The 22,590-nt window shown below is 44.5% G+C and carries 29 protein-coding genes; 3 read left to right on the top strand and 26 right to left on the bottom strand.

Annotated features, from left to right (window positions below):
- Positions 1–158: 158 nt before the first annotated feature.
- Complete coding sequence (locus AOU00_RS19845) at positions 159–1,373, bottom strand: hypothetical protein (RefSeq protein ID WP_061829111.1); 1,215 nt, start codon at positions 1,371–1,373, stop codon at positions 159–161.
- A gap of 407 nt (positions 1,374–1,780) precedes the next feature.
- Entirely contained in the window at positions 1,781–2,308 is a 528-nt protein-coding gene (locus tag AOU00_RS27175) for a hypothetical protein (RefSeq protein WP_061829110.1), read from the bottom strand.
- 208 nt (positions 2,309–2,516) lie between these two features.
- Here AOU00_RS27175 and AOU00_RS19835 point away from each other — a divergent pair, with 208 nt between their 5' ends.
- Positions 2,517–3,275 carry a DUF2087 domain-containing protein gene (locus AOU00_RS19835; RefSeq protein ID WP_069291461.1) on the top strand — a complete coding sequence of 253 codons (759 nt, stop codon included), beginning with the start codon at positions 2,517–2,519 and terminating at the stop codon, positions 3,273–3,275.
- 33 nt (positions 3,276–3,308) lie between these two features.
- Positions 3,309–3,650 carry a GIY-YIG nuclease family protein gene (locus tag AOU00_RS19830; protein ID WP_069291460.1) on the top strand — a complete coding sequence of 114 codons (342 nt, stop codon included), beginning with the start codon at positions 3,309–3,311 and terminating at the stop codon, positions 3,648–3,650.
- Positions 3,651–3,652: 2 nt separating this feature from the next.
- On the opposite strand, the gene AOU00_RS19825 is transcribed toward AOU00_RS19830, so the two are convergent.
- From AOU00_RS19825 to AOU00_RS19775, 11 genes are all read right to left on the bottom strand, one after another.
- Positions 3,653–4,213, bottom strand: a complete 561-nt coding sequence (locus tag AOU00_RS19825; protein WP_069291459.1) for a GNAT family N-acetyltransferase — start codon at positions 4,211–4,213, stop codon at positions 3,653–3,655.
- A gap of 29 nt (positions 4,214–4,242) precedes the next feature.
- On the bottom strand, positions 4,243–4,800 hold the full coding sequence (locus AOU00_RS19820; RefSeq protein WP_069291458.1) for a hypothetical protein: 558 nt from the start codon (positions 4,798–4,800) through the stop codon (positions 4,243–4,245).
- A 309-nt stretch (positions 4,801–5,109) separates the two neighbouring features.
- Positions 5,110–6,054 (bottom strand): class I SAM-dependent methyltransferase, encoded by a 945-nt coding sequence (locus AOU00_RS19815; protein ID WP_069291457.1) that lies wholly within the window; start codon positions 6,052–6,054, stop codon positions 5,110–5,112.
- A 115-nt stretch (positions 6,055–6,169) separates the two neighbouring features.
- A complete protein-coding gene (locus AOU00_RS19810; protein ID WP_069291456.1) occupies positions 6,170–7,381 on the bottom strand; it encodes a rhamnogalacturonan acetylesterase in 1,212 nt (403 codons plus the stop codon).
- A 60-nt stretch (positions 7,382–7,441) separates the two neighbouring features.
- Positions 7,442–7,924 carry a ribosomal maturation YjgA family protein gene (locus AOU00_RS19805; RefSeq protein WP_069291455.1) on the bottom strand — a complete coding sequence of 161 codons (483 nt, stop codon included), beginning with the start codon at positions 7,922–7,924 and terminating at the stop codon, positions 7,442–7,444.
- Between the two features lie 222 nt (positions 7,925–8,146).
- Positions 8,147–8,734 (bottom strand): GNAT family N-acetyltransferase, encoded by a 588-nt coding sequence (locus tag AOU00_RS19800; RefSeq protein ID WP_061829102.1) that lies wholly within the window; start codon positions 8,732–8,734, stop codon positions 8,147–8,149.
- Positions 8,731–9,444: an HAD family hydrolase gene (locus AOU00_RS19795; RefSeq protein ID WP_069291454.1), complete on the bottom strand. Its 714-nt coding sequence runs from the start codon at positions 9,442–9,444 to the stop codon at positions 8,731–8,733. The genes AOU00_RS19800 and AOU00_RS19795 overlap by 4 nt, the downstream gene beginning before the upstream one ends.
- A gap of 33 nt (positions 9,445–9,477) precedes the next feature.
- On the bottom strand, positions 9,478–9,648 hold the full coding sequence (locus tag AOU00_RS26700; RefSeq protein WP_172828305.1) for a hypothetical protein: 171 nt from the start codon (positions 9,646–9,648) through the stop codon (positions 9,478–9,480).
- Positions 9,649–9,692: 44 nt separating this feature from the next.
- Entirely contained in the window at positions 9,693–10,250 is a 558-nt protein-coding gene (locus AOU00_RS19785) for an SMI1/KNR4 family protein (protein WP_069291452.1), read from the bottom strand.
- A gap of 301 nt (positions 10,251–10,551) precedes the next feature.
- Positions 10,552–11,637, bottom strand: a complete 1,086-nt coding sequence (locus AOU00_RS19780; RefSeq protein WP_069291451.1) for a saccharopine dehydrogenase family protein — start codon at positions 11,635–11,637, stop codon at positions 10,552–10,554.
- Positions 11,624–12,391 carry a class I SAM-dependent methyltransferase gene (locus tag AOU00_RS19775; protein WP_069291450.1) on the bottom strand — a complete coding sequence of 256 codons (768 nt, stop codon included), beginning with the start codon at positions 12,389–12,391 and terminating at the stop codon, positions 11,624–11,626. Before AOU00_RS19775 ends, AOU00_RS19780 begins: the two co-directional genes overlap by 14 nt.
- Positions 12,392–12,563: 172 nt before the next feature.
- On the opposite strand from AOU00_RS19775, the gene AOU00_RS19770 reads away from it, so the two are divergent.
- Positions 12,564–13,655 carry a LuxR C-terminal-related transcriptional regulator gene (locus tag AOU00_RS19770; RefSeq protein ID WP_069291449.1) on the top strand — a complete coding sequence of 364 codons (1,092 nt, stop codon included), beginning with the start codon at positions 12,564–12,566 and terminating at the stop codon, positions 13,653–13,655.
- A 75-nt stretch (positions 13,656–13,730) separates the two neighbouring features.
- Here AOU00_RS19770 and AOU00_RS19765 read toward each other — a convergent pair whose 3' ends face one another.
- The 13 genes from AOU00_RS19765 to AOU00_RS19710 all read right to left on the bottom strand — a co-directional run bounded on the left by AOU00_RS19765 (position 13,731) and on the right by AOU00_RS19710 (position 22,579).
- Positions 13,731–13,910, bottom strand: coding sequence for a hypothetical protein (locus tag AOU00_RS19765; protein ID WP_013309345.1), 180 nt, complete (start codon positions 13,908–13,910; stop codon positions 13,731–13,733).
- 77 nt (positions 13,911–13,987) lie between these two features.
- A complete protein-coding gene (locus AOU00_RS19760) occupies positions 13,988–14,989 on the bottom strand; it encodes an NAD(+)/NADH kinase (protein ID WP_069291448.1) in 1,002 nt (333 codons plus the stop codon).
- Positions 14,986–16,047 carry an SPFH domain-containing protein gene (locus AOU00_RS19755; RefSeq protein WP_069291447.1) on the bottom strand — a complete coding sequence of 354 codons (1,062 nt, stop codon included), beginning with the start codon at positions 16,045–16,047 and terminating at the stop codon, positions 14,986–14,988. Before AOU00_RS19755 ends, AOU00_RS19760 begins: the two co-directional genes overlap by 4 nt.
- Positions 16,048–16,217: 170 nt before the next feature.
- Positions 16,218–16,883, bottom strand: coding sequence for an HD domain-containing protein (locus AOU00_RS19750; RefSeq protein ID WP_069291446.1), 666 nt, complete (start codon positions 16,881–16,883; stop codon positions 16,218–16,220).
- Positions 16,884–17,133: 250 nt separating this feature from the next.
- Complete coding sequence (locus tag AOU00_RS19745) at positions 17,134–18,168, bottom strand: NAD(P)/FAD-dependent oxidoreductase (RefSeq protein WP_069291445.1); 1,035 nt, start codon at positions 18,166–18,168, stop codon at positions 17,134–17,136.
- Positions 18,169–18,301: 133 nt separating this feature from the next.
- Entirely contained in the window at positions 18,302–18,658 is a 357-nt protein-coding gene (locus tag AOU00_RS19740; RefSeq protein ID WP_237166212.1) for a hypothetical protein, read from the bottom strand.
- Between the two features lie 24 nt (positions 18,659–18,682).
- Positions 18,683–19,132, bottom strand: coding sequence for a hypothetical protein (locus AOU00_RS19735; protein WP_069292093.1), 450 nt, complete (start codon positions 19,130–19,132; stop codon positions 18,683–18,685).
- 28 nt (positions 19,133–19,160) lie between these two features.
- Positions 19,161–19,682 carry a GNAT family N-acetyltransferase gene (locus tag AOU00_RS19730; RefSeq protein ID WP_069291444.1) on the bottom strand — a complete coding sequence of 174 codons (522 nt, stop codon included), beginning with the start codon at positions 19,680–19,682 and terminating at the stop codon, positions 19,161–19,163.
- Between the two features lie 41 nt (positions 19,683–19,723).
- Positions 19,724–19,921 carry a hypothetical protein gene (locus AOU00_RS19725; protein ID WP_069291443.1) on the bottom strand — a complete coding sequence of 66 codons (198 nt, stop codon included), beginning with the start codon at positions 19,919–19,921 and terminating at the stop codon, positions 19,724–19,726.
- 36 nt (positions 19,922–19,957) lie between these two features.
- Complete coding sequence (locus AOU00_RS19720; RefSeq protein ID WP_028542993.1) at positions 19,958–20,449, bottom strand: 8-oxo-dGTP diphosphatase; 492 nt, start codon at positions 20,447–20,449, stop codon at positions 19,958–19,960.
- An 83-nt stretch (positions 20,450–20,532) separates the two neighbouring features.
- Positions 20,533–20,712: a hypothetical protein gene (locus AOU00_RS26365; protein ID WP_155765254.1), complete on the bottom strand. Its 180-nt coding sequence runs from the start codon at positions 20,710–20,712 to the stop codon at positions 20,533–20,535.
- A complete protein-coding gene (locus AOU00_RS19715; RefSeq protein WP_069291442.1) occupies positions 20,705–21,661 on the bottom strand; it encodes an aldo/keto reductase in 957 nt (318 codons plus the stop codon). Before AOU00_RS19715 ends, AOU00_RS26365 begins: the two co-directional genes overlap by 8 nt.
- Before the next feature lie 105 nt (positions 21,662–21,766).
- Positions 21,767–22,579 carry a helix-turn-helix transcriptional regulator gene (locus tag AOU00_RS19710; protein ID WP_069291441.1) on the bottom strand — a complete coding sequence of 271 codons (813 nt, stop codon included), beginning with the start codon at positions 22,577–22,579 and terminating at the stop codon, positions 21,767–21,769.
- Positions 22,580–22,590: the final 11 nt, after the last annotated feature.

Genomic DNA, 22,590 nt, shown 5'->3' with positions numbered 1-22,590 from the left:
AGACACAAAACAAACGTTCCCTTTTAGTTATTATAACACTCTCTTTTTCTTTATATAGAGCTACTATCTCAATTCGTGTTAAGTGCTCCTCCTCATCCCTCTATAGTTTGCCACCATACATTCTAAATATAAACTCCCCTTTCTCTATTTCAACTCTTTTAAGGAACTTCATTCGCTTCGCCACTAGTTGTCCTATTCTGAATAATTTTGAGTAGTACACTTACCTGAGCTACTAGTGACTCATACTCATCAATTTCATATTTTTCATTATGCTCTAAGAAAAATTCTTGTGAATGAATAGATACAAAAGTCACGAATGCTTCGTCATATGGGACATTCAAATGATTTTTTGAGTTTTTAATATTCTTGAATGTCTTACTATGGAAACCTAGATTACTCCGAATCGAACGATTGCTAGTCGTATAATAAGGCCATCCATTAAAAAAATAGATATTAGCTACTTTCTCTGACAAATTAGTAACTGCAACAGCTATAAAATCTGTTTTTGTTAACAGATGCGCTTGATTAAGAATTTCATCAATTCTTTCTTTATCTATATGCTGATTTTTAGTCACATCGAGGACTGAAAAAAACCGTTTTTCTTCATGCATTAAAAATTGATAGTAGTCTTGGTATACATCTGTAGTCTTATACGCTTCAATTGCTTCTTCCCCAATGTATTCTTTCACAAATTCATGCGTATAAGGTTCTGTCATCAAATCAATAGTTCTAGAATAGATATCTTCATCCATTAAAAGAACAGGAAAGGGGTCAATAGCAAGTCTTAACACAGCAATAGCCCCGATGCAACTTACTAAACAACCTTCAAAATCCTTGATAACACGAGAACTATCATTTTCACCCGAAGAACTAAGATTCCTTTCAATATAAAATGTATTGAATCCCTGCTTATGAACATATTTGTTCATATATTGCTTTACCTCTTGTATTTTCTCAAAATATTTATCCATTTTATTTTTCAAGTCAGAGAATGCATTTCCGTTATTTTTCAAGAATTTTAACATTTGACTATACATTGGGAAGCTACTTTGATTTCGCCAATTAACCAGTGTTTCTCTTTTCTTGTCAGCGTCTAGCTCCGTCAAATAAACCATTGTAGTAGAGATCTCTAAAGATTGTCTCAATGAATAATAAGCGCAGTCAGTATAACCTTTCTCAAACAATACGATTGAGTTTATAATTAAACGCACTGACTCATAAATAAATGTATTTACAAGTTTAGCATCTACTCTGTCTGTCCAGCTATCCTCAAGGTTAGAGAGAGCAGTATAATACTTCTTTTTATTATGTAGTTTTATAGGTCGAATGTGCCCTTGTTCTTTGGAATATATATAAGCTTCTTCAAAATTCATCTTTAACCGTCCCCCACCTTTAACTATGAGTTTAAACTGTAAGAATGTGTATCTAGCATAATTATCGCTGAGACCAATCAAATTGAACAGGGCAAAAGTATTACTAACCTTGCATTATGGGTACGGCTAGAATGACGGTTAACCACCCGTTAGGGGTCGGACCCGTTTTAATCGGCACTGGGTGGGGTTTATATAAACAAAGACATTCAAAATTAGCGATTCAAGTTCCAAAATTTTAAGCAGAAACTATGCATTCTCATTCCAGTTCTCAGAATACACAATTATGAGATTAAACCCGAATCTAAGCATACAAAAACGTCATATATGAATGGCGTTTTGATTAATACTAAATTATTCTAATGTCAAATAGACTTTAGACGTTCGGAAAAACTCCGAAAATTACTGTGTTAGAAAAAACACCGCAAATGCTCCAATGCTAATTGATCACCTTCATCAGCATAATAAACTGCGTTGCATGCCACACAATAATCCTCTTGTATAGTAATAGAGATAACTTTTGAATCATTTGAAAAAAGATAAACTTCAAATTCAACACTATCAACATTGTTACTTGCACAAACATCGCAGTTACTCTTAGTTTCAACAACTTCAACATTATTTTCATTACTACAGTATGAATTTATTAACTTCACAATTTCTTCTAAATGCCTAACCTCTTGCTCGTTAATATATTCCTCACCGCATCCGGAACAAATAGAGCCAATTAATTTGACTCTTTTGAAGCGTTTATTGTTAGTGATTAAAGGAAGTTCTAACTTTTGATTTAGCACCTTATCACTATTACAATTATGACAGAAGGGGATATTTGATGGAGTGAATGTATAATCCAGCTTTTCACCTATCTCCTCTATAATCTTTACCGCTTCCTTTAAATCTCCACTTTCTATGACTTCTTCTAATCGCATTTTGTTCATAGTTTACCAACCCACCTTATTACAATATATAGCAACTATCCAGTCTTAATGCAATTCAATAATTTACATATGATAACAATCCGATGTCTCTTTTGTATATAGCGAACATTGTCGAGACCCTAAATAAATATCCACTCATTGATTTAAAATAAACAAAATGTTATATTGTCTATAAAATAATCATCATTTAATTGAGGTGTTTACTAAAATGGATCATTCCGAACTGTTCTGGAATGCTGGAATCGAAGAACTGAAGCGAGGATATATTCGCCAAGAAGAACAGGTAATTTGCCTGCTGGACGGACAGCGATTTGAGCAAGGCATCATATATCAGGATCAAGGGGTATTTTATGACGCGGAGAGGTACATGCGACTTCATATTGAGCGGACGTACGGTTCGGTCTTTGACTATTTGATCGGTCTGGACAAAAAGCTGACTGGACTGACGGATCATCAGAATCGGTTGCTTCAGTTATTTTATCAAGGCATGGGCGATGCGGATATTCAAAAGGAAACTGGAATCGGCAGCGCATCCACCATACGTAATCATCGCTTTGGTCTCAAAGAAAAAGAACGACAGGCCAAGGTTTTTCTCACATTAATGGAGCTGTTAAAGGAGAAAGATCGGCACGCACCCGCCATTGTAGAAGTACCAGTACAAGCACGGATGGTGGACGAACGCTACAACATTACGGAAAACGAGCGGCAGAAGGTACTCACGAAGTATTTTCCGAATGGGACAGACGGACGCCTAAAGACCTTTAAAATGCAAGAAAAGCACAAGCTGATTGTGCTGCGTGAAATTGCGGGCCGTTTTGTAAAGGGACAAATATATCATGAGAAGGATATCAATGCGATTTTACAGGAAGTATATGACGATTATGTCACGGTGCGAAGATATATGATTGAATACAATCTATTGGATCGTAAGCCGGATGGCAGTGAATATTGGTTGAAGGAATCTTGAATCTCAACGTTTATACAATAGGAGGATTCGACAATGAATCGAAGAAAAGAATTGGTGCAGCAGTACATGGAGATGAAGACAGAGGCAGGAATCTATTGCATCCGAAATACACGTAATGGGAAAATTTTCGTCTCTTCCACGCCGAATTTAAAGTCGCTGAATGGACGGCGTTTTGAGCTGAACATGGGTGGATTTAAGAATAAACAACTGCAACAGGAATGGAATGAGTATGGCGAAGATTCGTTTGAATTTGAAGTGCTGGACGTTTTGAAGAAAAAGGACTCAGCGTTCTTTGATGTCAAAGATGCACTGACAAAGCTGGAGCAGACCTGGCTTGATCGACTCCAGCCATACGGAGACAAGGGATATTTGTAAACTTACCGATCCACGGAAAACTCCTTCCGAAGGTAGCCAAAAATAACAGCGTCGACAAATTGACCTTTTTCATAAAAATAGTCTCTTAGGTGACCTTCTTTAGTAAAGCCACTTTTGAGCAGCAGCCGTTTGGAGCCTTCGTTATCTGGATCAATGAAGGCTTCTATACGGTGAACCTGCGGCAATTGAAAGCCATAATTCACGACCACCTTCATCGCTTCTGTCATCAGACCTTGCCGCCAATATTCCGGTGCCAGCTCATACCCAATTTCAATACGGGAGTGCTCCTTGTGCCAGTTATGGAATCCAATTGTACCCACGATCCGCTCAGGAGCTTCTTTTAACGTAATCCCCCAACGAAAGCCCTCTTGCTTCTCATATCTGGTTAGCATCGAACGAATAAATTTTTCGGCTTGCTCTACCTCTGTAAAGCTTTCCAAGTCATAATATTGTGTGACCTCATCCTTGGAAAAATAGCCGAACACATCCGCCGCATCCCCTACTGTAAGCTGTCTTAAACGAAGCCTATCGGTTTCTAAAATCGGAAACGTTTCCATTGACATTATTCATCTCCTCCTTCACATCGAAGAACCTATCTTATCAGCCACCAGCCAATCCCAACCATCACTCCATTTATGAAGAATAATACAATACATGCTCTCCACTTGCTGATTCCACTTGTTTGAAAAAAACCTGTGACTTTACTACGACACATGAACAACGTAAACAACAAATTCCAAATAATACGCATACCATATTTTACGTAGTATAGAGCAGGGTTTAGCTGTACACCGCCCAACGTTGGAGGGACATCTGGAATAAACAGAATTGCACACGTATAACGCATGGTCTCATATGTAAAATAAAATACTGCCAGCCACCAAGCCCACTTCTTACCAAATAACATACCGACACCGGCAGTCGTCCCTGCCAAACCGAGTAACGCGATAAATCCTTGAAACATGCCCCTACAAATGCCTACTAACGTAGAAGCCTCATTTAATGCATTAAGCGTCAATAGCTGGGTCACCAACAGAAGTGCCCCATTAAAGATCAATAAAATGGCTGAAATGCTTACACCTAAAGGTCGTTCGAAAACCACGTTCGTTACATAATCTTCTACTTCTTTTTTCGTATACAGATCTGACACTTCTTCTACTCTCCTAACCCAAATTATATACTTCCATTTTCGGGCGGGTATAATAACAGTATGTTCTCGCCTCATTCCCATATATCGGCTTTTAGGAAAATATGATTTAATCTTTCCTGAAAATTCCGTTATCCGTAAGCTAATCATTATTATTCAGTGCAGCCATACTGCTAATGATCATCCTCTAATGGTATCTAATTAGCGTCATGAGAATCTTTATCATTAACAGAATCCCAAATAGAGTAATATCTATCCTTATACTACCATTCCAAGAATGAATCTGACAAATGAATGGACTACTACTCGCGCTTATGAATGTACACGCGTTATTTTCGTGGCCCTGTAACCTTCAGATGACTGGATATACTCTACTTGATAACCCATTCGGGCATCCAAAAGCTCTTCCATAAACGGAAGGCACGGACTGTAAATAAAACTCCCTCCTGGCCGAATGGCTCTAAGCAATTCCATATATTTGCGAGCGTACTCATGAATATTACCATCTGCCTTCAGATGATGATGTATAAAATGATTGGAGAATGCCATATGTGAAATGATCGTCCCCCATGCACTTTCTCCAAAGGTGGTCTCTAACCAATCTCCTCGAGTGACACAACCTTCTGTTTCAGCCAGCCGATCTGTTCCGTAAGCCTCAATTCCACAGGCACGTAAATAAGTAATTAACCGTGCCTCAGATCCGCAACCAACATCTAGAACAGGCTCTTGCAAACGAGCAATGTCCAATCCTAGTAGATTGGCTTGCAACTCCGGCGTATATTCCTCACAAGGTATCCAAAAGGTATACTCACACTCTGCATACTTAGCAAACATTTCACGTCCGTTGGTACGAGTTAAAAAATCTCTCAAATGCCCATAATGCTGCTGCAGCAGCAAGTCCAGGGTTGCTCTATCTATAGATTTCTTCTGGAACAACTTTTCAATCCGGGTGAAGAGTCGATCATACAGCTCCGTAAGCTCCCTCGCATGATCTGTGTGAAAATGTAGATACTGATTGGTATTTACAAACTGGGACAGTATTTTAGCCGCTACATCCGTCACAAAAGCGTTATACGTATGCTGGCGCTTCAAGCTTTGAAGCATGAGGATCAGCTCCGAGCTTCTCTGCGTCAGCCAGTACGTCATTTCTGTTGAAGGTCCTAACAGAACAGAACCCTCACGCAAATAAAATAAACTCCGATGCTGATTGTACAGGAGTTGACCGTTAATAAGATTATGAAGTTGAGCGACTGTCATTCTCGCTTCCTCCTTAAGATCCAGAACATTAAAGCCCTACCCAAGCCTAAGCAATGCTATCTTTGGGTAGGGCCAGCTTATTTTCTAAGTATACCATGACTATGGAAATAATGTTTTATTGCGAATCTTCCGCCTGTACATAAGAGGATAAAGGAATATTCAACTCACGTATTCCCTGAGCTACCAGCCGAGCTATTTGCTCCGCACCGTATTCCTGAAAATGTGTATCATCCTTCACTCCATCAGGAAATGCAGGATACACCCCTGGCTCCACATGTAAAAATAACGGAAGTGTTCCTTCGAGGCCAAGTGTATCATAGTACGCTACACTCAAGCGGCTAAGATCGACCAGTGCAACATTTGTCTCCGATGCTGTTTCCTTCATGGCCTGCACATATTCCGGGAAACTAATCCGAAACGAGGCACTTGCCGCATCATAATCCCGGCGGCCAACAGGAGTAATTAGCACAGGTGTTGCACCGCGTTGGATGGCTCCTTGGATGTAGGTTTTTAAGTAAACTTTGTAATCCGCGGGTGAAACATAACGCTCTTGGTTGTTGATCGCGGCATCATTATGTCCAAACTGAATGAGCAGATAATCTCCTGGACGGATATTGCGTAAAATATCATCTAACCGCCCTTGTACCAGAAAGGTTTTCGTGCTTCGTCCACCAATAGAACGGTTCACAAAAATAGGCTCATCTGTGAAGAACGGAGCAATCATTTGTCCCCAGCCCGCCTGAGGCTTCGTCGCGGATTTATAGGTTTGAACCGTAGAATCTCCCGCAAGATATACCGAAGGGCGTTCTCCAGCCGTTCGAGCATCCTTTGGAGTAATAACCAAAGCGTTAATCTTCGCTTCATTACCTGAGAAATACAATTCGAGCTGACCGTCGATGAGTGCAAGTTCAAATCCAGCCTCGACAAATTGTCCTGCTGTTTTGGTAATAGGTTCTACCTTGACAATGGACTCGGCTTTAACCGTAATGTCTGTGTTTCCGGCAGTATCTCCGGCAATAAGGGAAAGCGTGTAATCCGCAGGTGGTAAATTGACAACAAATGATGATCCTTGAACACGAACAAAGTCTGAGCGTATAGCATCACTTCCACCACGATCCTCTTCATCCACCTTGGAAAGATCGGTAAATCCATAGCCTCGCTCAGGCGTGTAAACATCCTTGGCAGTGACTTGGGTGTAGCCGTCAGCTACGTTCCCTGGGCCAAAGTCGAATCGAAGAGGCGCCGCAAGCTGTCTTTCGGCCAGTGCCTGCCCTGGGATAAGTATGGTTGCAAACAACAAGCTGAATCCTGCGCATAATCCAATCATCTTACCGAACAACCTGTGACGCTTTCCCTTTTGTTTCAAGCGCAACCCTCGCTTTTCAGGTTATTTGAGTGGTTTGTCATTGTCTCTACGTGTATTGCTCCCCGCCAGCTTTTGACAGCCTTGATCCATCGCCCAGGATACCACAATGCCAACCGTGTACCTGATCAGATCCGCGGTCAGAAACCCTTTCCCAAGCACCAAGCCACCCAGCGTCGTTGCCCGAATGTGGTTAATCCAGGGAGCCTGGTACATCTGGCTGAACTCAATGGCGAAGCAAAACAGCAAGCTGCCCCACAGGGATACAGACAATTGACGATTCACCCACAACATTCTCAGCCCAAAATAAATCATGCACGCCCACAAAGCATCCCCAAAGTGATTAGCAACGAATTCAGGCAACTGGGAGGAGAAAACCCGGCTTCCCAAACCCAACAAAATCGTGACCAGCACAGCAATTAGGTACGCAGCGCGGGCCTTCCAGCGGAATTTCGCCTTTATTTCCCGATTGGCCTTTCTAATGACGCTCTTACGAACGCTCCTCATGCTAAATCACCTGTCCTAATGCTGGGACATCTTCGCCAAGCTGCTGGAAATTCGTAAAGCATCCTCTTTTGGATAGCGCTTGCAAGATTGCTGAACCTTTTGCTGATGACATATTGTATGCACACTAACTTGTCTGTATTTTTCATAATATAATTAATCATAATGAGCCTCCGTAATATCGTACAAACCATCAGCAACTTCCAAACTGTTCATGTGAGGATACTAAAATTCAATACCACGCACCTTGGCAAAAACCATTTGGTGTGCCATGCTTCCCTCTTCATCATACTCGACGTTTCTTAAAATCCCCTCCAGTGTAAAACCTGCACGTTCCGCTACCTTGGCGCTGCGCGTGTTTCTGGAATCACAACGAATCTCCACCCGATTGGCATTCAAATGCTGTATGGCAAAATTCGTAATACCGTGCACGGCCTCTGTGATAATGCCTTTTCCGGTCCATGATGTTCTGAGCCAATACCCAATTTCAAATCTTCGTGCATCCCAATCGATGCGATGTAGACCGCTGCTAGCTACAAATTCTCCCGAAACCGTATCAAATATATACAACATCATATCAGACCGATCCAGAAATTTAAGTCTGGCTTGGCGCGAACGGATTTCAGATTCCTCTGCCGTAGGAAGATTTCTTGCAAACGGAAGCCAAGGCCGCAGTTCATTCGCACTCTCTCGCATCGCCTCATTGACTGCCGCCCCATCCCCCCACTGCGGGGCACGTATGGTCAATCGTTCCGTCTGGAATTGGTCAGGGAACGATAAGAGAATGGGATTCGGTTGCTGCTCCATACTCATGATGCACCCTCCTCCTTATTCGTTGAATAACTGCGACGATCCAACCAACCTGTGATTTCACGCAAACTCCCAATCTGATAGTCCGGTACAATGCCCGTTTCCTGCCACGTCATAAAGCCTTCCAGCCAGATGGTATGCAATCCTGCACTTTGTGCACCACGAATATCATTTGTCGGGTGATCGCCTACATAGCAGGCATGACCGGGATCGACAATGCCCAGCTCATTCAGAGCCAACTCGAAAATTCGAGGATTAGGCTTCTGGATGTTGACGCCGCCCGATACGATAATAGAATCCACATAATCCCTCAGCATAACTCGGTCGATTTTCGCTTGCTGCGTACGGAGTGAGCCGTTGGTAATAATACCAAGCTTCAAGCCACGCGACCGCAGTTCGGACAGCACTTCCTTGGCCCCGTCCATCAACACCGTAAACTTATGAAATTCACCATACCAAAAGCCCAACATCTCTTGTACTGACGTATCGGGATTTTTCAGTTCCAAGTCTGCATGCAGCTCGGTATACAGTTCCCTCTTATCCCGATATCCGTCCTGATCCGCCAAACGTATCTGTTCAACGACAGCCGCGCGGATCGCAGGTTCTTCTGCCACAATAAATCGTTCTATAAAGCGCTCTGTATATGCCGCAAACGCCTGTTTGCGATGAATAAGAGTATTATCCAGATCAAAAATAATCGCTTCTATGGACATAAATAGCTCCCTTCCTTCATCCTCTTGCACCGATTAGGTTGAGACAAATTGAATAATTCCTATTAGAAATAAAAGAAAAAAAATAGACAAGAAAATGATGATCATGTACTTCAAGATTCTCTTGGAGGTCGACTTTTGTTCCAGTTTGGTCTCGATCTGGGTCAACCTTTCTTTGATTTCTTCCAAATCCTGCTCCATCTTCATCATGCTCCCCTTTCTTCGTTTCGACTTATTCATCTTCCTGACACTCACTCACAAAAGTTGCTCCAAAAACGCACCTTTTTTACGGCATTAAAATCAATTTGTTCATAAGGCTTCTCTCCAAATTCCAGCTTGAAATACTCCTGAACACATTCCCCATACACGATAATATCCGTTTGATACACTGAAAATACCGGATTTCCTTCTTCAGATGGCTGCTCTGGGATATATCGATGGCCGTTGATAGGGATTAGCTTGGGCACACGTAAAATCTCACGTTTACATATATCAACGGCTTCCGCCGAATCTGTCGGTTTTTCGCCCCATTCGGGAGGCCAGAATATATGTTGCTCCACATCAAAAATCATACCTTCCAGCGGCCAATTCAACCTTTGCTGAATTACACCCATCCGCTGTGGTGACGTATCTCTCCAAGGGATAAAGCTTTTACCGATGGGAAGAACACTCATCAGAAGCTCCCTCAAATCGGGCGGGAAGTGAATATCATACCTGCCTTCGACATCGGTAACCTCTTGCATGGATAAGCCTGGAGCTAAGGTCACATCGTGTTTACGTAATAAATCTATGATATAAGCGATATCCATCTCTTATCAACTCCTCAGCAGCTAGCTAGTTGACCGGATTGGTCAAGAGGCCTACCAGGCTTATAACTTCAACTTCACCAACACGGCGCGGGCCTTCTATAAAATATCCCCTCGTTCCTGCGTATGCTGTCTGCTGTTTTCATAGGGGTTCCACATTTCATATCATCCCCTTAGGGCTTTTCCAAAAATATGTACTTCTTTCTAGTGTAATTCAATAGGAAAAGAAATCCAAGACTTATCCGCAATACATTGCTGAATAAGCTTGGATTATATGAGAGTCCTTTATTATAATATATGACTTCTATACTTGCTGTCCGTTCACCTGAATATCTACGGCTACTTGCTGCCCCAACCAAGCCTGCATGCGATTCCACGAAAAAACCTGCTCCATGTGAAATACACCATATGGAAGTTCTGAACGGTACAGGGCGAGCGCTGCAAAGACGGTTGCCTTAGCGGTTAAATCAGACTGATGGTGGCTCCTTAGCCGGCATTCAACCTTCGTCTCTTTGCCATTGAGAGTTCCTTGAGCATCTACCTTGACCGCTACAGCATTCCCTCCTATATGTACCTTGCCAAAGCTGCGAACCACCGCATCACGCACGGTTTGCTGTCGGAGTAAACCTGATACTCCTATCGTTCGAAGCCCTGCCAGAAGCCGGGTGGTCAAGCGCGAATCAAAGCAAAGGCGTGTGCTAACGGTAGGAACTTTGAGCGTACGAGGAAGTGTCTGCTGATCCGAAAAAGGAAATCGATACGCCCGATGGCGCCCCACTCCTGCACCAAAGTCTGCCACTATGCCGTCGGTAAAGCTTTTTCGAGTCACCAGGCGTCCCTGTTCTATAACCTCCAAATCGGCATGAATCTGATCTACTGTCCACTCAATGGCAGCCTGACCGTGTTGATCTCCCAAGCCTAGCATCAAAGATATGTTCATCTCATCTGTCTGATCCATGAGCTGCGTCGCTTGCAGTGCTAACAAATTGGTCAGCCCCGGAGCTAATCCTACACTTAACAGGGCTGTGGCCTGATAAGCTCGGGCCTCTTGATGACACTGCTCCACCTGACTCAAAAAGGCCGCATTCGCTGTAATATCCATATAATGTACCCCATGTTGTAGACAGGCACGTACCAAGGCCGTATTGTCCTGATCCAGACACATGATAACCAATTTAGCTTGCTCTAATATCGACGGGTCCATCGGCTCATGAATATTTAGCTGCAAGGGCCGTATCTCACCATTCGATTGTCTACTAAATTCAGTGGCCCGCTCCAGACTACGACCTGCGGCAAATACCTTGCCGGGAAACATTTCACTTAACTCCGTGCATATAATTTTTCCAACATGGCCATACCCGCCAATGGTGATGATGTTATCCTTTGTCATAAGTCGTCTCTCCCTCTTTAACCGCAAACCATGCATTTATTAAAAAAGCGCCATAATACCGGGTGATATGGGTAAAGCCTGCATCTATCAACAGTTCCTGTATTGCCGCATTGGACACCGGGTTTGACTCACGACCGATGGAAGCAGCGAATCGTTCCCAATCCTCCAGTGAAATGCCCTGACTCAGCATATGACCCTTCCACGCCTGCATTTGGATAGAAAAAGAAGGCTCCTGCGAATTCCCATTAATAGAAGCTAGACAAAAAGGTGCACCCGGCTTGAGTCGAGCGGATATCTGGCGTAGCAATGCCTGTTTACTTTCCAAGCTCTGAAGAAAATGAAGCACCAGCAGGCAGGTTGCAGCGTCATAGATCGGTCCTCTGGATGACTCTTCCAACGTACCTGCAACAAACGATATTGTTGAACTGATGCCCGCATGTGTCACACGCTTGCGTGCCAAATCCAGCATGTGCTCGGAGGGATCAACTGCCGTAAAGGACCATGCTTCATGGCGCTCTCCGAGCGTAATCAATTCCTGGCCGCCTCCAGCTCCGACAATTAGCACATTTGGATCTATATTTCGAATATGAGCTTGTGCCCCAAGTTGTGCGGCTATCAAACAGTCTGTCATCTCGTACAAATGAGCATATCCAGGTATTTTTAAAGCAATCGTATCCGCGTACTTATGCACATTCGGATGATTCCAGCTCATCGGTTGATTTGAGTCCGTATTTCCAATAGGGGTTTGTTTCATATGTGCTTTCCTCCAAACATTTAGCCTTGATCTTCTCAGACCATTCGTTTATTGTTGATTTAATTAAGAATCATTCTCAATTATAAAGACAATACGAATATCCACCATCCCATAAATGTGGGATTTAATAATCGCGCTTGAGAACCTCCAGCTTTCACGATAGGAGTAAATGATGAACGCACATTACACGCAATTTGCACAGCTTAAGGACGCTCGACAGCAGATCATGGATCTGGGGAAAAAAGCCCCCTCATCCCTAACGTACAAGCACACCCTAATCGAACGCTTGCGTACTCAGGTTGCTTTCGATGCGGCGTGCTGTACCTCAGTAGATCCGCGTACGCTGCTTTCCACGGGGGCATTTACAGAATCGGGTGTGGAGGACATTCATAACAAACTGCTAGAATACGAATATCTGCACGACGATATGATGAAATATGATCAGTTGGTGCGGGAAGGACAGTCTGTAGCGACGCTACATGGGTCTACACAAGGCCAACCGGATCGGAGCACACGATATAGAGATGTTTTGCAACCCGCCGGATTCGGGGACGAGCTACGTGTTCCGTTTATGTACAAAGGGAGCTGTTGGGGATTTCTTACGTTGTTCCGTCATCATGGAAAACCTGTATTCAGCGAGGAAGAGCAACAACTGCTTGAAGCGTTAGCGCCATCCATTGCCTACCATCTGCGTCAGGCCAGTGTCGGTCTATCTCCAGCCCCTGCCATGATTACGGAAAATGAACTTGAACCAGGAGTTCTCATACTTTCTGATAAGCTAGAACCGATCTCATCCAATACAGTAGCAGAGCAGTGGCTACAGCTGCTTCGGCAGCAGGAGGGAATCCATGAAGACAGCCTTCCGGCTCCTGTCCGGGCGGTATGCTTGCGAGCGCTATCCACTGCCACTGCACCAGCCCGACTATGTATCCCTTCCGCAGACGCAGGAACCCCATGGGTAACCATCAGGGCCACCCTTTTGCAAGGCGGACAGGAGCATACGGGCCAGAAACAGCTAGCCGTATGGTTTGAGGCTGCTAAAGCAACTGACATGCTGCCGCTTATGACCGAGGTGTACTCATGGTCCGAACGAGAGAGACAAATTGTCCAGCTCATTGTTCAAGGCTTTTCGACCAAGGAGCTGGCCAGCGCACTTCATATTACTGCCTACACGGTGCAGGATCATCTGAAAGCGATTTTCTTGAAAACAGATGTAAGCAGCCGTCGTGAGCTCGTATGGAAGGTATATTCCAGATTCAACTAACCTATGTAAAAAGACAGATGACCCAATTAGTGGTCATCTGTCTTTGCTTCACTGCTCTATTTGGACACAAGAGCCTTATTTCTTCGAAGAGGAGTTCGTATCATCGTATGACACTGGTGAGGGCTTCGCAATCCATTCATCAGCCTCAGGCTCGATATCCACGCCATTTTCCAGCTTCGTTTTCTCCATCAAGGAATCTCCGTCCTCGTCCTTCTTGTTGCGGATTTTCGCTTCGTCTTGAGTGTGATCGCTCATGTTGATTCCTCCTTTTTTAATTTCATCTGATGGTTGTACCTTACTCATAATTACCCATTGCCGTCCTGTACAAACCTCTACACGACCAGATGCCCTTTTTTCTCCGCTGGTTCAATGGTTGCCTCAATGCCAGCATTAAACTCCAGAAAGTCGCTTTCCACTCCATCGCTGAAAATAACTCCATTTTCCGGCATCTGCGATGCAATCCGTAACGGCTTTTCGGCTGCTACCTGACCAAACACAAGATCCGCAGCAGTCGTTCGACTGGGGAAGGGTTCTCTCACTGTAAAATAAAGCGATGGCAAACTCCAGGTTGCACGATGATCCTGACTCGTTCCGTCTACTGCCCCTTCCTGACTGAAGGCTGCACCTGGCATCAGCTGGCCTGGAGTCAGCGAGATGGGATGCCGTGTAGCACTGCCGACAATCCCGGCCGCTCCAGCAAGCACGCTGGTCAGCCAGCCTGTCGCTCCCAATCCGGTTGAAACGATAATACCACTGGAGGATTGCTGCTCTACCTGATCCTCCAGTCTTAACTCATATCTCGCGGAGACATGAGTTTTGCGCCCAATGAACAAATCATTTACAGCATACAAGGATTGGCCATCATTTAATTGGGCCTTAGCCAGCGTAACTTCCTTAATTGGCCGTCTGTGCACGAACACATCCGGCACCACCCAGCGCAGATCGGATACAGTAAACGGCAACAATACCCCGTCCCAGCGCAATGGATCTGGATTCACACCGATAAGCGGCTGCTCGGTCAAATATTTTAATGTGTTGGCTACCAGCCCATCCTGACCCAGCACCACCACTGTATCCTGCTCACCAAAAATAAAGTTCGGCACATGCTCCCGCTCCACAATCTGAACTCGACCCAAAGCCGTTAACTCCGACGTAGCCGTTGCCACCGCCCTGCGGTAATTTTCGTCCTCCAGCACATAATCACTGAAATCAGCACCCAGCCGTTCCATAAAGAAGCGAGCCTGCTGCACCGTATTGTATCGAACAATCAGTTCCTCCAGTCGCGTTTTACGCTTCACTAAAATGATCTTTTGCTCTGTCATTCGGCTGCTCATCGTGTTCTTCCTCCAGACCCTCTCGATCCTGCTGATCCGTTTGCTCCCGTATCTGACATGAGACCTTGCAGCAGATCCGGTGTAATATTCAGCTGACCGATTTTCCCTGCATTTTCTGCAAGCTCCTGAAATGCTATCGCAATTAGCTTATCGGGGCTCATATCCATGTTGGCCATAGCTTGAAGTACGTTCGGCTCAACATCCTGCAACGATTTCATAACTACTGTCAGCTCATAGGCCTTGGCATCGGCTTCTGCCTTTTTATTCGTTACGGTCAGCTCAATCAGCTCGCGTTTTTTCTCCTCCAAGGCTGTGTCAAATCGTAGCTGCTCCTCTTTCATCTCGCTTTGCTTTTGCTTCACAGAACGCTCGGCATCGAGTTGAGTTTCGCGGATTTGTTTCTTTTTCGTCTCCACTGCAATCTCGGTGTTCAGCTCGTTTTCCTTCACACGCCGCTCTTGCTCAATAGATGCATTACGACGCTCATACAAAGCGTGATCCGCGTTGCGAAGAATCTCTTCCCTCGCTTGAGCCTCCAGCGCTCTCATCGTCTCCTTATTGGGTAGAATCGCCAAAATCGACAACCCCATAACCTCAATGCCGAGCTTTTCCATTTCCGTATGCTGAGCAATATCCTTCGTCATGTTTTGGGCCAGACGTTCACTGGACTGAACAGCTTCTTTGAGCGGGACACGCTCCAAATACTTTTTGGTAAGCACCTTGGCGATGTTAATCACCCGTTGGGCCAGCTTACTCGGATCATCCGAAATGTAGCGTCGTTCCTTCAAGTCATACGTATAGTTTAAAATCTGCGTCGTTCTCCGATAATCTACAATTCGATAAGTCAGTTGCCCCTGCACCGTCACCGCCTGAAAATCATTCGTCATATCCTCAAACATGAACGGTACATCAATGGAAGAGACGGGCACGACGACGACCGAGGTGGTCGGGGCGTAATAATAAAAAGATAATCCAACACCCTCCCGAACCACCTTCCCGTTTTTCACCTTCATCACATATTCACTGGGCTGAAATTTAACAAAATTAAATCCAAACATAGCCGCTTCCCCGCTTTCTTTATAGTTTATAATGTTTTGTTATTATCATTTTGTTATTAACAATAAAATAACACACATTTTCGATAATATCAATATGACATTTATAAAAAAATAAAGGCTGTTTCCCCTCCGATATACTCGGTTAGAGGAAACAGCCTTATTGAAACACTTTATTTATTATCCACATTCCATTCTCTATAAAATTGCTCCAAGTACATTTCCATCCATTGATGCCGGGCCTCCGCCAGCTCTCGGGCATAAGTGGTATTCATTAAATCTTTGAGCTTGAGTAGCTTTTCGTAAAAATGGTATATGGCACTTTTACCTGCGGCACGATACTCATGCTGTGAAAAGTCTTTATCCGGGTGATGCATCATACTGCCTTTTGAGCCTGCATACATAAAGGTTCTTGCAATCCCAATCGCTCCAAGAGCATCCAACCGATCCGCATCCTGCACAACTTGACCTTCCAGCGTCTCCATAGGCGGGTTTTGTCCACCATTGTAGGACATCGTAGCTATAATAGTCATCACGTGCGTGATTACATTCGGATCGCTGATATGCAGACGCAGCCACTGCTCTACTTTATCTAACCCGGCTTGTTTGGAATCATTTAATTTTTCATCCGCTACATCATGCAGCAGCGCTGCCAGTTCACAAATAAATGAATCTGCGCCTTCTTTGGCAGCAATTTTAAGGGACAGCTTTCTCACCCGGTCTATATGCCACCAATCGTGACCACTATGATCATGCTCCAACTGCTGCTGTACAAAGGGCTCCGCCTTTTGAATAACATCTGCCAAAATCGCTTCCTGTTGCTCCGTTCGTCTCTTCATATGTCACCTTTCAATCCCGTCCATACTTTCTATGGTAGGTTCGTTTAATTTTTTAATGCTTGTCCATTTGCTTACTACGAATCATTCTTCATTTTATTCTAAAGGGTGTATGGTATCCAACCTTTAGAACGAGAAGTCAGTAACCTGACAAAAAAAGAACCTCCAAAACCACATCAATCGTAGTCGCGGAAGTTCTTTTTCGTTTGTCTATCTAAACCCGATCCTCTTTAACTTAATTCCGTATCTTACTCTACTCCACGACACCAAGCTCGCGGTTCTTCTCCTTAAAGCGGCTGTTATGAGAAGATACATATGCCGCTTTGTCAGCTGCTGGATCAATGTGCAGCTTCGCGCTGTTCAGTGCAAGGGCGGCATCTGTGAACGCACCGGCAATCAGATACAACTTGCTTCCGTACTCAACAAAATCGCCTGCCGCGAAAATCCCTGGTAGATTCGTTTCCAGCTTTTCACTCACTCGGGCATGCCACTCACCCATATCCAGCCCCCAATCCCGAAGCGGGCCGAAATCGGATTTTAGTCCATGATTTACGATGACTGCATCGACATTCAACACCTGTATTTCGTCCGTATCTACATGACTGATCGTCACCTGTTCAATCGTCTCTCCATTGTTGCTATGTAGCTGACTCACCGCGTATGGTGTGAGAACACGGACCGAAGATGATTTCATACGAGCTACATTTTTCTCATGTCCGCCAAAGTGATCCCGACGATGTACGACGGTCACACTCGCCGCAATAGACTCCAGCTCATTCGCCCAATCCACCGCCGAGTCGCCCCCACCGGAAATCAGGACGTGCTTGCCCCGGAATGGCTCCAGCTCTTGTACCGTATAATGCAGGTTCGTAACCTCATAGCGGTCCGCCCCCTCAATCTCCAGCTTAGCCATTTTGAGAATACCATAGCCTACTGCCAGAACGATCGTGCGTGTCCAATGCTGTTCCCCTGTGGCAGAAGTTAGCAGGAACGTGCCATCCTCTTGCCGATTCAAACCAGTGATCTGCTGTCCCAACACAATGGTAGGCTCGAACGTCCGCGCCTGCTGCTCCAGCTGATCAATCAGCTTTTCACATAAAACCGGGGTAACCCCCCCGACATCCCATATCATCTTCTCTGGGTATATGCGCATCCGTCCGCCCAGCTCATGCTTGGCTTCGATCAGCTTGGTCTTCATATCTCTCATTCCACTGTAAAATGCGGTATACATACCGGCAGGACCACCGCCGATGATCGTTACATCATATAATTCCAAGGATACTGTCACTCTGCAACTCTCCCTATCATAGCGTAATATGTCTGCTCCTATTATAAGTGATAATAATTATCAATATCAATTAAGAAATAAAAACATGACCATTACAGAGTTTTTCGTGACCTTAGAACTATATTTTATAGGTTTATATAACTGCTACTTCCGTTATTCTCGTAAATTTTGCGAGGATTGCTGCACAGAAGGATAAAAAAGCTTCTTCTACCTCATCCATCAGTTGTTCCTTGTTTTGCATGGAAGGTATAAAGCTATCCTCCATTCCTTGCTTGTATGTAATCGTCGGATCCATGAGCTTGGCTGCGTTTCTGCGCACATGCACCATGATATGGTTGATGATCCCACCAATACTGTTCGTTTCGGCCTCACCCACGCGCCATAGCACCTGTTCATCCAAAAGCACAATGCATGCCCGCAACTTTACCAAATATTGATCGTACATTCTGTGCTTGGATATGATTATAAATTCGTGCATGGAAGAATCCATATATTCATTTTCTCCTTCGTCCTATCAAGTGAATGTTTCAAAAAAATTACTTCCATCAATCATCCAATACTGTTCAGGTGAAGGTACCTCGTTCAAAAAGTTTTGATATTCCCCTTTCCACCCCGCTGGGACATAGTGTTCAAACGAAGCTGGCTCAGGAAATAGCGAATAGAGAACTTTCTCATCAAAGTTAACATACAGAGCAGGACAGAACTCCAACAATTCATCCTGATGCCGGATAGCATCATCCAGTAACTGGAGCATTGAAGTTAGTTCACCAGTAGCCACCTTATATTCACAGATGTGATCCAAAAATGCTCCCGCTGTGGTTTCATCCAAAATAGCGATACCGAACCGTTCCTCCATCTCGGTATTCAAAAACCAATACTCTCTTTCCGTCACATACCAATTCCATTTCCCTTCAAAAATAACACCAACAATGATGTTTTGTGCATATTCAGGCCATAATTTCATGAGCATCTCGCGTTCCCCTCTTTCTCACTCACAGTTCGATCCAAAACCGGTTTACACGGTTTCCGTCTTCCTCTATGTAATCCTTGTCTGGCGTTCCGCCGTTTTGTATGATTGTTTTTTTGGAGGCAATATTATCGGAGTCGCATACGACCAGGGCTCGGGAAATCCCCAGCTCTTTTGCTTTTTCTAACGCCAAGGCCAGCATTGTAACAGCGTACCTGTTCCCTCGTGCAGAAGGACGGATACCGTAACCGATATGACCTCCGGCATTCATTAGGTGTTCGTTAAGGTCATGCCTGATATTCACTGCTCCCACAACCTGTTCATTCGCATTGACAAGCCAGTATGTTGAGCTTTTGACCCAGCCTTCAGACAGGTTCATTCCATTTTCCTGATTACTTAAAAGCGTCAACATACCTTCAAAATCGTATGGCTCTACAGAGATCACCCAAGGTACCATATGCTCCTGACTCTTTTTCCATTCCTCATAAAATGAAAGATAAGCCTCCTTCCAGTCCTGATCCGGCTTTACCAATCTGACGGTCTGCATCCACTCACGGCCTCCTCTTTAAACGTTCAATTCATCTGCTATTACTTATATTCAATATCCATAAATTTTTGCGCCCAATCTGCAAAAGAGAGCTTATCATCCCAAGTGACTAGCTTCATCGCTTTGGCACATCCCCAGTTTAGAACCTGCTGATGCAGCATATGCACCCGGAAACGCTCAGTAAATCCTTTTTTGGCTTCCATCCCTTGTGCGTAAGCAGTAAGAAACCCTTTTGCCAACTCTTCTTCACCATTCTCCAGATGTCGTTGTCATCTCTACACACCATAGCTCTTAATCGTTGCTTCCAGGGTTTCATCCGTATCTGCCAGCCAAACGAAACTAACCTCAAACGTTCCTGGCTCGAAAAACAATGGAAATCTCCGCTTAAACCAATCCTGCATCGGCAGATTTAGCGCCTCCTTCATATCCACCCACAGCAATTCTCCCTCAGGGGGATTTTTTAATAGTTCACCTTCAGTGGCTGTAGCCAAATAGTTAAAGACCATATACCTCAGCCCTTGACTTGGATCACAATATTCGTCGATTCCTTTAAATACAATTTCCGTCACGGTTAAGCCCGTTTCTTCCTTTACTTCACGAATGGCCCCATTCACAATGCTTTCTGGAAACTCTACTTTTCCTCCTGGAGCAATATAACCCGGAAACCCCTTTCGATTGGGTCTATTCATAAGCAATACCTTGCTTCCGTCTTGAATCATACACATGGTATATATTTTGTGTGTCACTTCTGTTGTCAATCCGATCATACCTTTCTTTATTCACGATTCACTATAATCTAGCTTTACTTTCACACCGACAAACTGTGGTTAAATATGGCATTTCTCATACTTTAACTCGTTGTTTTGTAGAGCGCAATAACTCTAACCATAGACTGGATTAGAAGACTCATGCCTAAGTCGGTCAAAATCAGCAAAAAAAGACCGCCTTTCTGCAAAGCCGTTGGTACTACCAAGTGACTCCAGAAAGGAACGGTCTTATCCATCATGCCAATAATCAGTTTTCTAGACACGCCCCGGATAACGAGAACCTGCTGCGAAACCTTTAGGCGAAATGCGCTCAATCTCTTGAAGCTCTGCTTCCGACAAGGAGATCTGTAGAGCACCAAGATTTTCACGCACTCTTTCCAGTCTCTTCGTTCCCGGAATCGGAACGATATGGTCGCCTTGCGCCAGCAGCCATGCCAGCCCCAACTGAGCAGAAGTACAGCCTTTTTGGGCAGCCAGTTTTTCGATCAGGAGGACAACTTCTAGATTTTTGTTGAAATTCTCTCCTTGGAAGCGTGGAAAATGACGGCGGTAATCATCCTCTGGTAGATCGTCAAATTTCTTGATCTGTCCCGTGAGGAAACCTCGACCCAGTGGACTGTAGGGTACGAAGCCGATTCCCAATTCGTTCAGTAGCGGAAGAACATCATCTTCCACTTCTCTGCTCCACAAGGAATATTCGGTTTCTACCGCGCTAATTGGATGCACCGCATGCGCGCGGCGGATCTGTTCAGCCGACGCTTCCGACAAGCCGATATAACGGATTTTCCCTTCCTTAACCAAATCGGCCATCGTTCCGACGGTCTCTTCAATCGGAGTATTGGGATCGACTCGATGCTGATAATACAGGTCGATATAATCAATCCCCAGATGAAATAGACTGGCGTCCACGGATTTTTTAATATATGCCGGATCTCCTTTGGACCCCTGAGTGTGCGTGATTCCGAATTTAGTGGCAATCACGGCCTCCTCCCGACGACCCTTGAGCGCACGTCCAACCAGCTTCTCATTGCCGCCGAACTTCTGCTGTGCGTATTCCTCACCATAAAGATCTGCTGTATCAAACAGCGTTACACCAAGGTCCAGCGCTCCCTGAAGTGTACGCACCGACTCCTCGTTGTTCGGCATCATCATCGTGCCAAGGCCCAGAGCTGATACCTCCAGCCCTTCATGTCCCAATTTCCTTTTCAGCATATCATGGTTCCCTCTTTTCTTTGGGTAAATGGATGGAATGAACATGTACTCATTCTAATGGACCCATATGGAGGCAACCACAGTACGTTTATACTAGTAACAAGATTACCAGGCAGAGGATTGACTTACTGGCGTGTAGATACAAAAGTGCAGACCCGGTTGGTCCGTAATGCTTGCTAAAGAATTAATATCATAGGAAACTGCCTCCACAGCGCCAGGGATTTGAAAGGAAACCCGATTCACTTTTTTGAGCTGGATATGATGCAGCTTCCACATGGTGTCAAACTCCATACTTTCCACACGTAGCCGTTCTACCGTCTCCTCAAACCAAGGATCTCCTAAATACTTGTCATAATAGGTTCTAAAAACAGCTACCGAATAGGACGCAAATTCTTCCCAGTTAACCATTCGACGACGTAATTCGGAATCCACGAACAATAAACGAATCATGACACGTTCAGAAATAGACAGGGAAGAAAAATCGGTAATGACCTCATTCGCCGCGCTATTCCAAGCAAGCACTTCCGCTTTCTCATTGCTGATGAAGGAAGGATAGGACAACTGATCAATAATATGTTGCCACTGTGGATTCAGCGTTGTATGGATGGGCGAAATAGCAACCGTCTCATTGGGATTCCACAATTGAATTAGATGTGCTCTCTCATCATGAGTTAATTGTAGAGCTTCTCCTATACTTTCGATAATTTCCTTAGATGCTGTTACTTCTCTACCTTGTTCCAGCCATGTATAATACGTCGCACTGACACCTGCCAGCATAGCAACTTCTTCTCGGCGAAGCCCCGGTGTTCTTCGCTGACCCTGTGAAAGTCTAAGGCCTGCCTGCTCTGGTTGAAGTCGATTTCTACGTGATTTCAGAAAAGCTCCCAACGTTTTCGATTTACTATAATCATTAGACATGTGTCACCTCT

Origin of the sequence: Paenibacillus polymyxa (genome assembly GCF_001719045.1) — a bacterium.
Lineage (GTDB): Bacteria > Bacillota > Bacilli > Paenibacillales > Paenibacillaceae > Paenibacillus > Paenibacillus polymyxa_B.
Note: the sequence above shows the minus strand (reverse complement) of the source record. Positions and strands in the feature narration are given on the sequence as shown.

Excerpts from the sequence above, each read along its gene's own strand:
- AOU00_RS19845 (WP_061829111.1), bottom strand. The coding sequence starts at position 1,373 with ATGAATTTTGAAGAAGCTTATATATATTCCAAAGAACAAGGGCACATT.
- AOU00_RS19770 (WP_069291449.1), top strand. The coding sequence starts at position 12,564 with ATGAACGCACATTACACGCAATTTGCACAGCTTAAGGACGCTCGACAG.
- AOU00_RS19835 (WP_069291461.1), top strand. The coding sequence starts at position 2,517 with ATGGATCATTCCGAACTGTTCTGGAATGCTGGAATCGAAGAACTGAAG.
- AOU00_RS27175 (WP_061829110.1), bottom strand. The coding sequence starts at position 2,308 with ATGAACAAAATGCGATTAGAAGAAGTCATAGAAAGTGGAGATTTAAAG.
- AOU00_RS19760 (WP_069291448.1), bottom strand. The coding sequence starts at position 14,989 with ATGAGCAGCCGAATGACAGAGCAAAAGATCATTTTAGTGAAGCGTAAA.
- AOU00_RS19825 (WP_069291459.1), bottom strand. The coding sequence starts at position 4,213 with ATGTCAATGGAAACGTTTCCGATTTTAGAAACCGATAGGCTTCGTTTA.
- AOU00_RS19815 (WP_069291457.1), bottom strand. The coding sequence starts at position 6,054 with ATGACAGTCGCTCAACTTCATAATCTTATTAACGGTCAACTCCTGTAC.
- AOU00_RS19755 (WP_069291447.1), bottom strand. The coding sequence starts at position 16,047 with ATGTTTGGATTTAATTTTGTTAAATTTCAGCCCAGTGAATATGTGATG.
- AOU00_RS19750 (WP_069291446.1), bottom strand. The coding sequence starts at position 16,883 with ATGAAGAGACGAACGGAGCAACAGGAAGCGATTTTGGCAGATGTTATT.
- AOU00_RS19800 (WP_061829102.1), bottom strand. The coding sequence starts at position 8,734 with ATGAGTATGGAGCAGCAACCGAATCCCATTCTCTTATCGTTCCCTGAC.
- AOU00_RS19740 (WP_237166212.1), bottom strand. The coding sequence starts at position 18,658 with ATGGATTCTTCCATGCACGAATTTATAATCATATCCAAGCACAGAATG.
- AOU00_RS19810 (WP_069291456.1), bottom strand. The coding sequence starts at position 7,381 with ATGATTGGATTATGCGCAGGATTCAGCTTGTTGTTTGCAACCATACTT.
- AOU00_RS19795 (WP_069291454.1), bottom strand. The coding sequence starts at position 9,444 with ATGTCCATAGAAGCGATTATTTTTGATCTGGATAATACTCTTATTCAT.
- AOU00_RS19735 (WP_069292093.1), bottom strand. The coding sequence starts at position 19,132 with ATGAAATTATGGCCTGAATATGCACAAAACATCATTGTTGGTGTTATT.
- AOU00_RS19715 (WP_069291442.1), bottom strand. The coding sequence starts at position 21,661 with ATGCTGAAAAGGAAATTGGGACATGAAGGGCTGGAGGTATCAGCTCTG.
- AOU00_RS19785 (WP_069291452.1), bottom strand. The coding sequence starts at position 10,250 with ATGGATATCGCTTATATCATAGATTTATTACGTAAACACGATGTGACC.
- AOU00_RS19775 (WP_069291450.1), bottom strand. The coding sequence starts at position 12,391 with ATGAAACAAACCCCTATTGGAAATACGGACTCAAATCAACCGATGAGC.
- AOU00_RS19730 (WP_069291444.1), bottom strand. The coding sequence starts at position 19,682 with ATGCAGACCGTCAGATTGGTAAAGCCGGATCAGGACTGGAAGGAGGCT.
- AOU00_RS19780 (WP_069291451.1), bottom strand. The coding sequence starts at position 11,637 with ATGACAAAGGATAACATCATCACCATTGGCGGGTATGGCCATGTTGGA.
- AOU00_RS19765 (WP_013309345.1), bottom strand. The coding sequence starts at position 13,910 with ATGAGCGATCACACTCAAGACGAAGCGAAAATCCGCAACAAGAAGGAC.
- AOU00_RS19710 (WP_069291441.1), bottom strand. The coding sequence starts at position 22,579 with ATGTCTAATGATTATAGTAAATCGAAAACGTTGGGAGCTTTTCTGAAA.
- AOU00_RS19720 (WP_028542993.1), bottom strand. The coding sequence starts at position 20,449 with ATGATCGGATTGACAACAGAAGTGACACACAAAATATATACCATGTGT.
- AOU00_RS19805 (WP_069291455.1), bottom strand. The coding sequence starts at position 7,924 with ATGAGGAGCGTTCGTAAGAGCGTCATTAGAAAGGCCAATCGGGAAATA.
- AOU00_RS19830 (WP_069291460.1), top strand. The coding sequence starts at position 3,309 with ATGAATCGAAGAAAAGAATTGGTGCAGCAGTACATGGAGATGAAGACA.
- AOU00_RS26700 (WP_172828305.1), bottom strand. The coding sequence starts at position 9,648 with ATGAAGATGGAGCAGGATTTGGAAGAAATCAAAGAAAGGTTGACCCAG.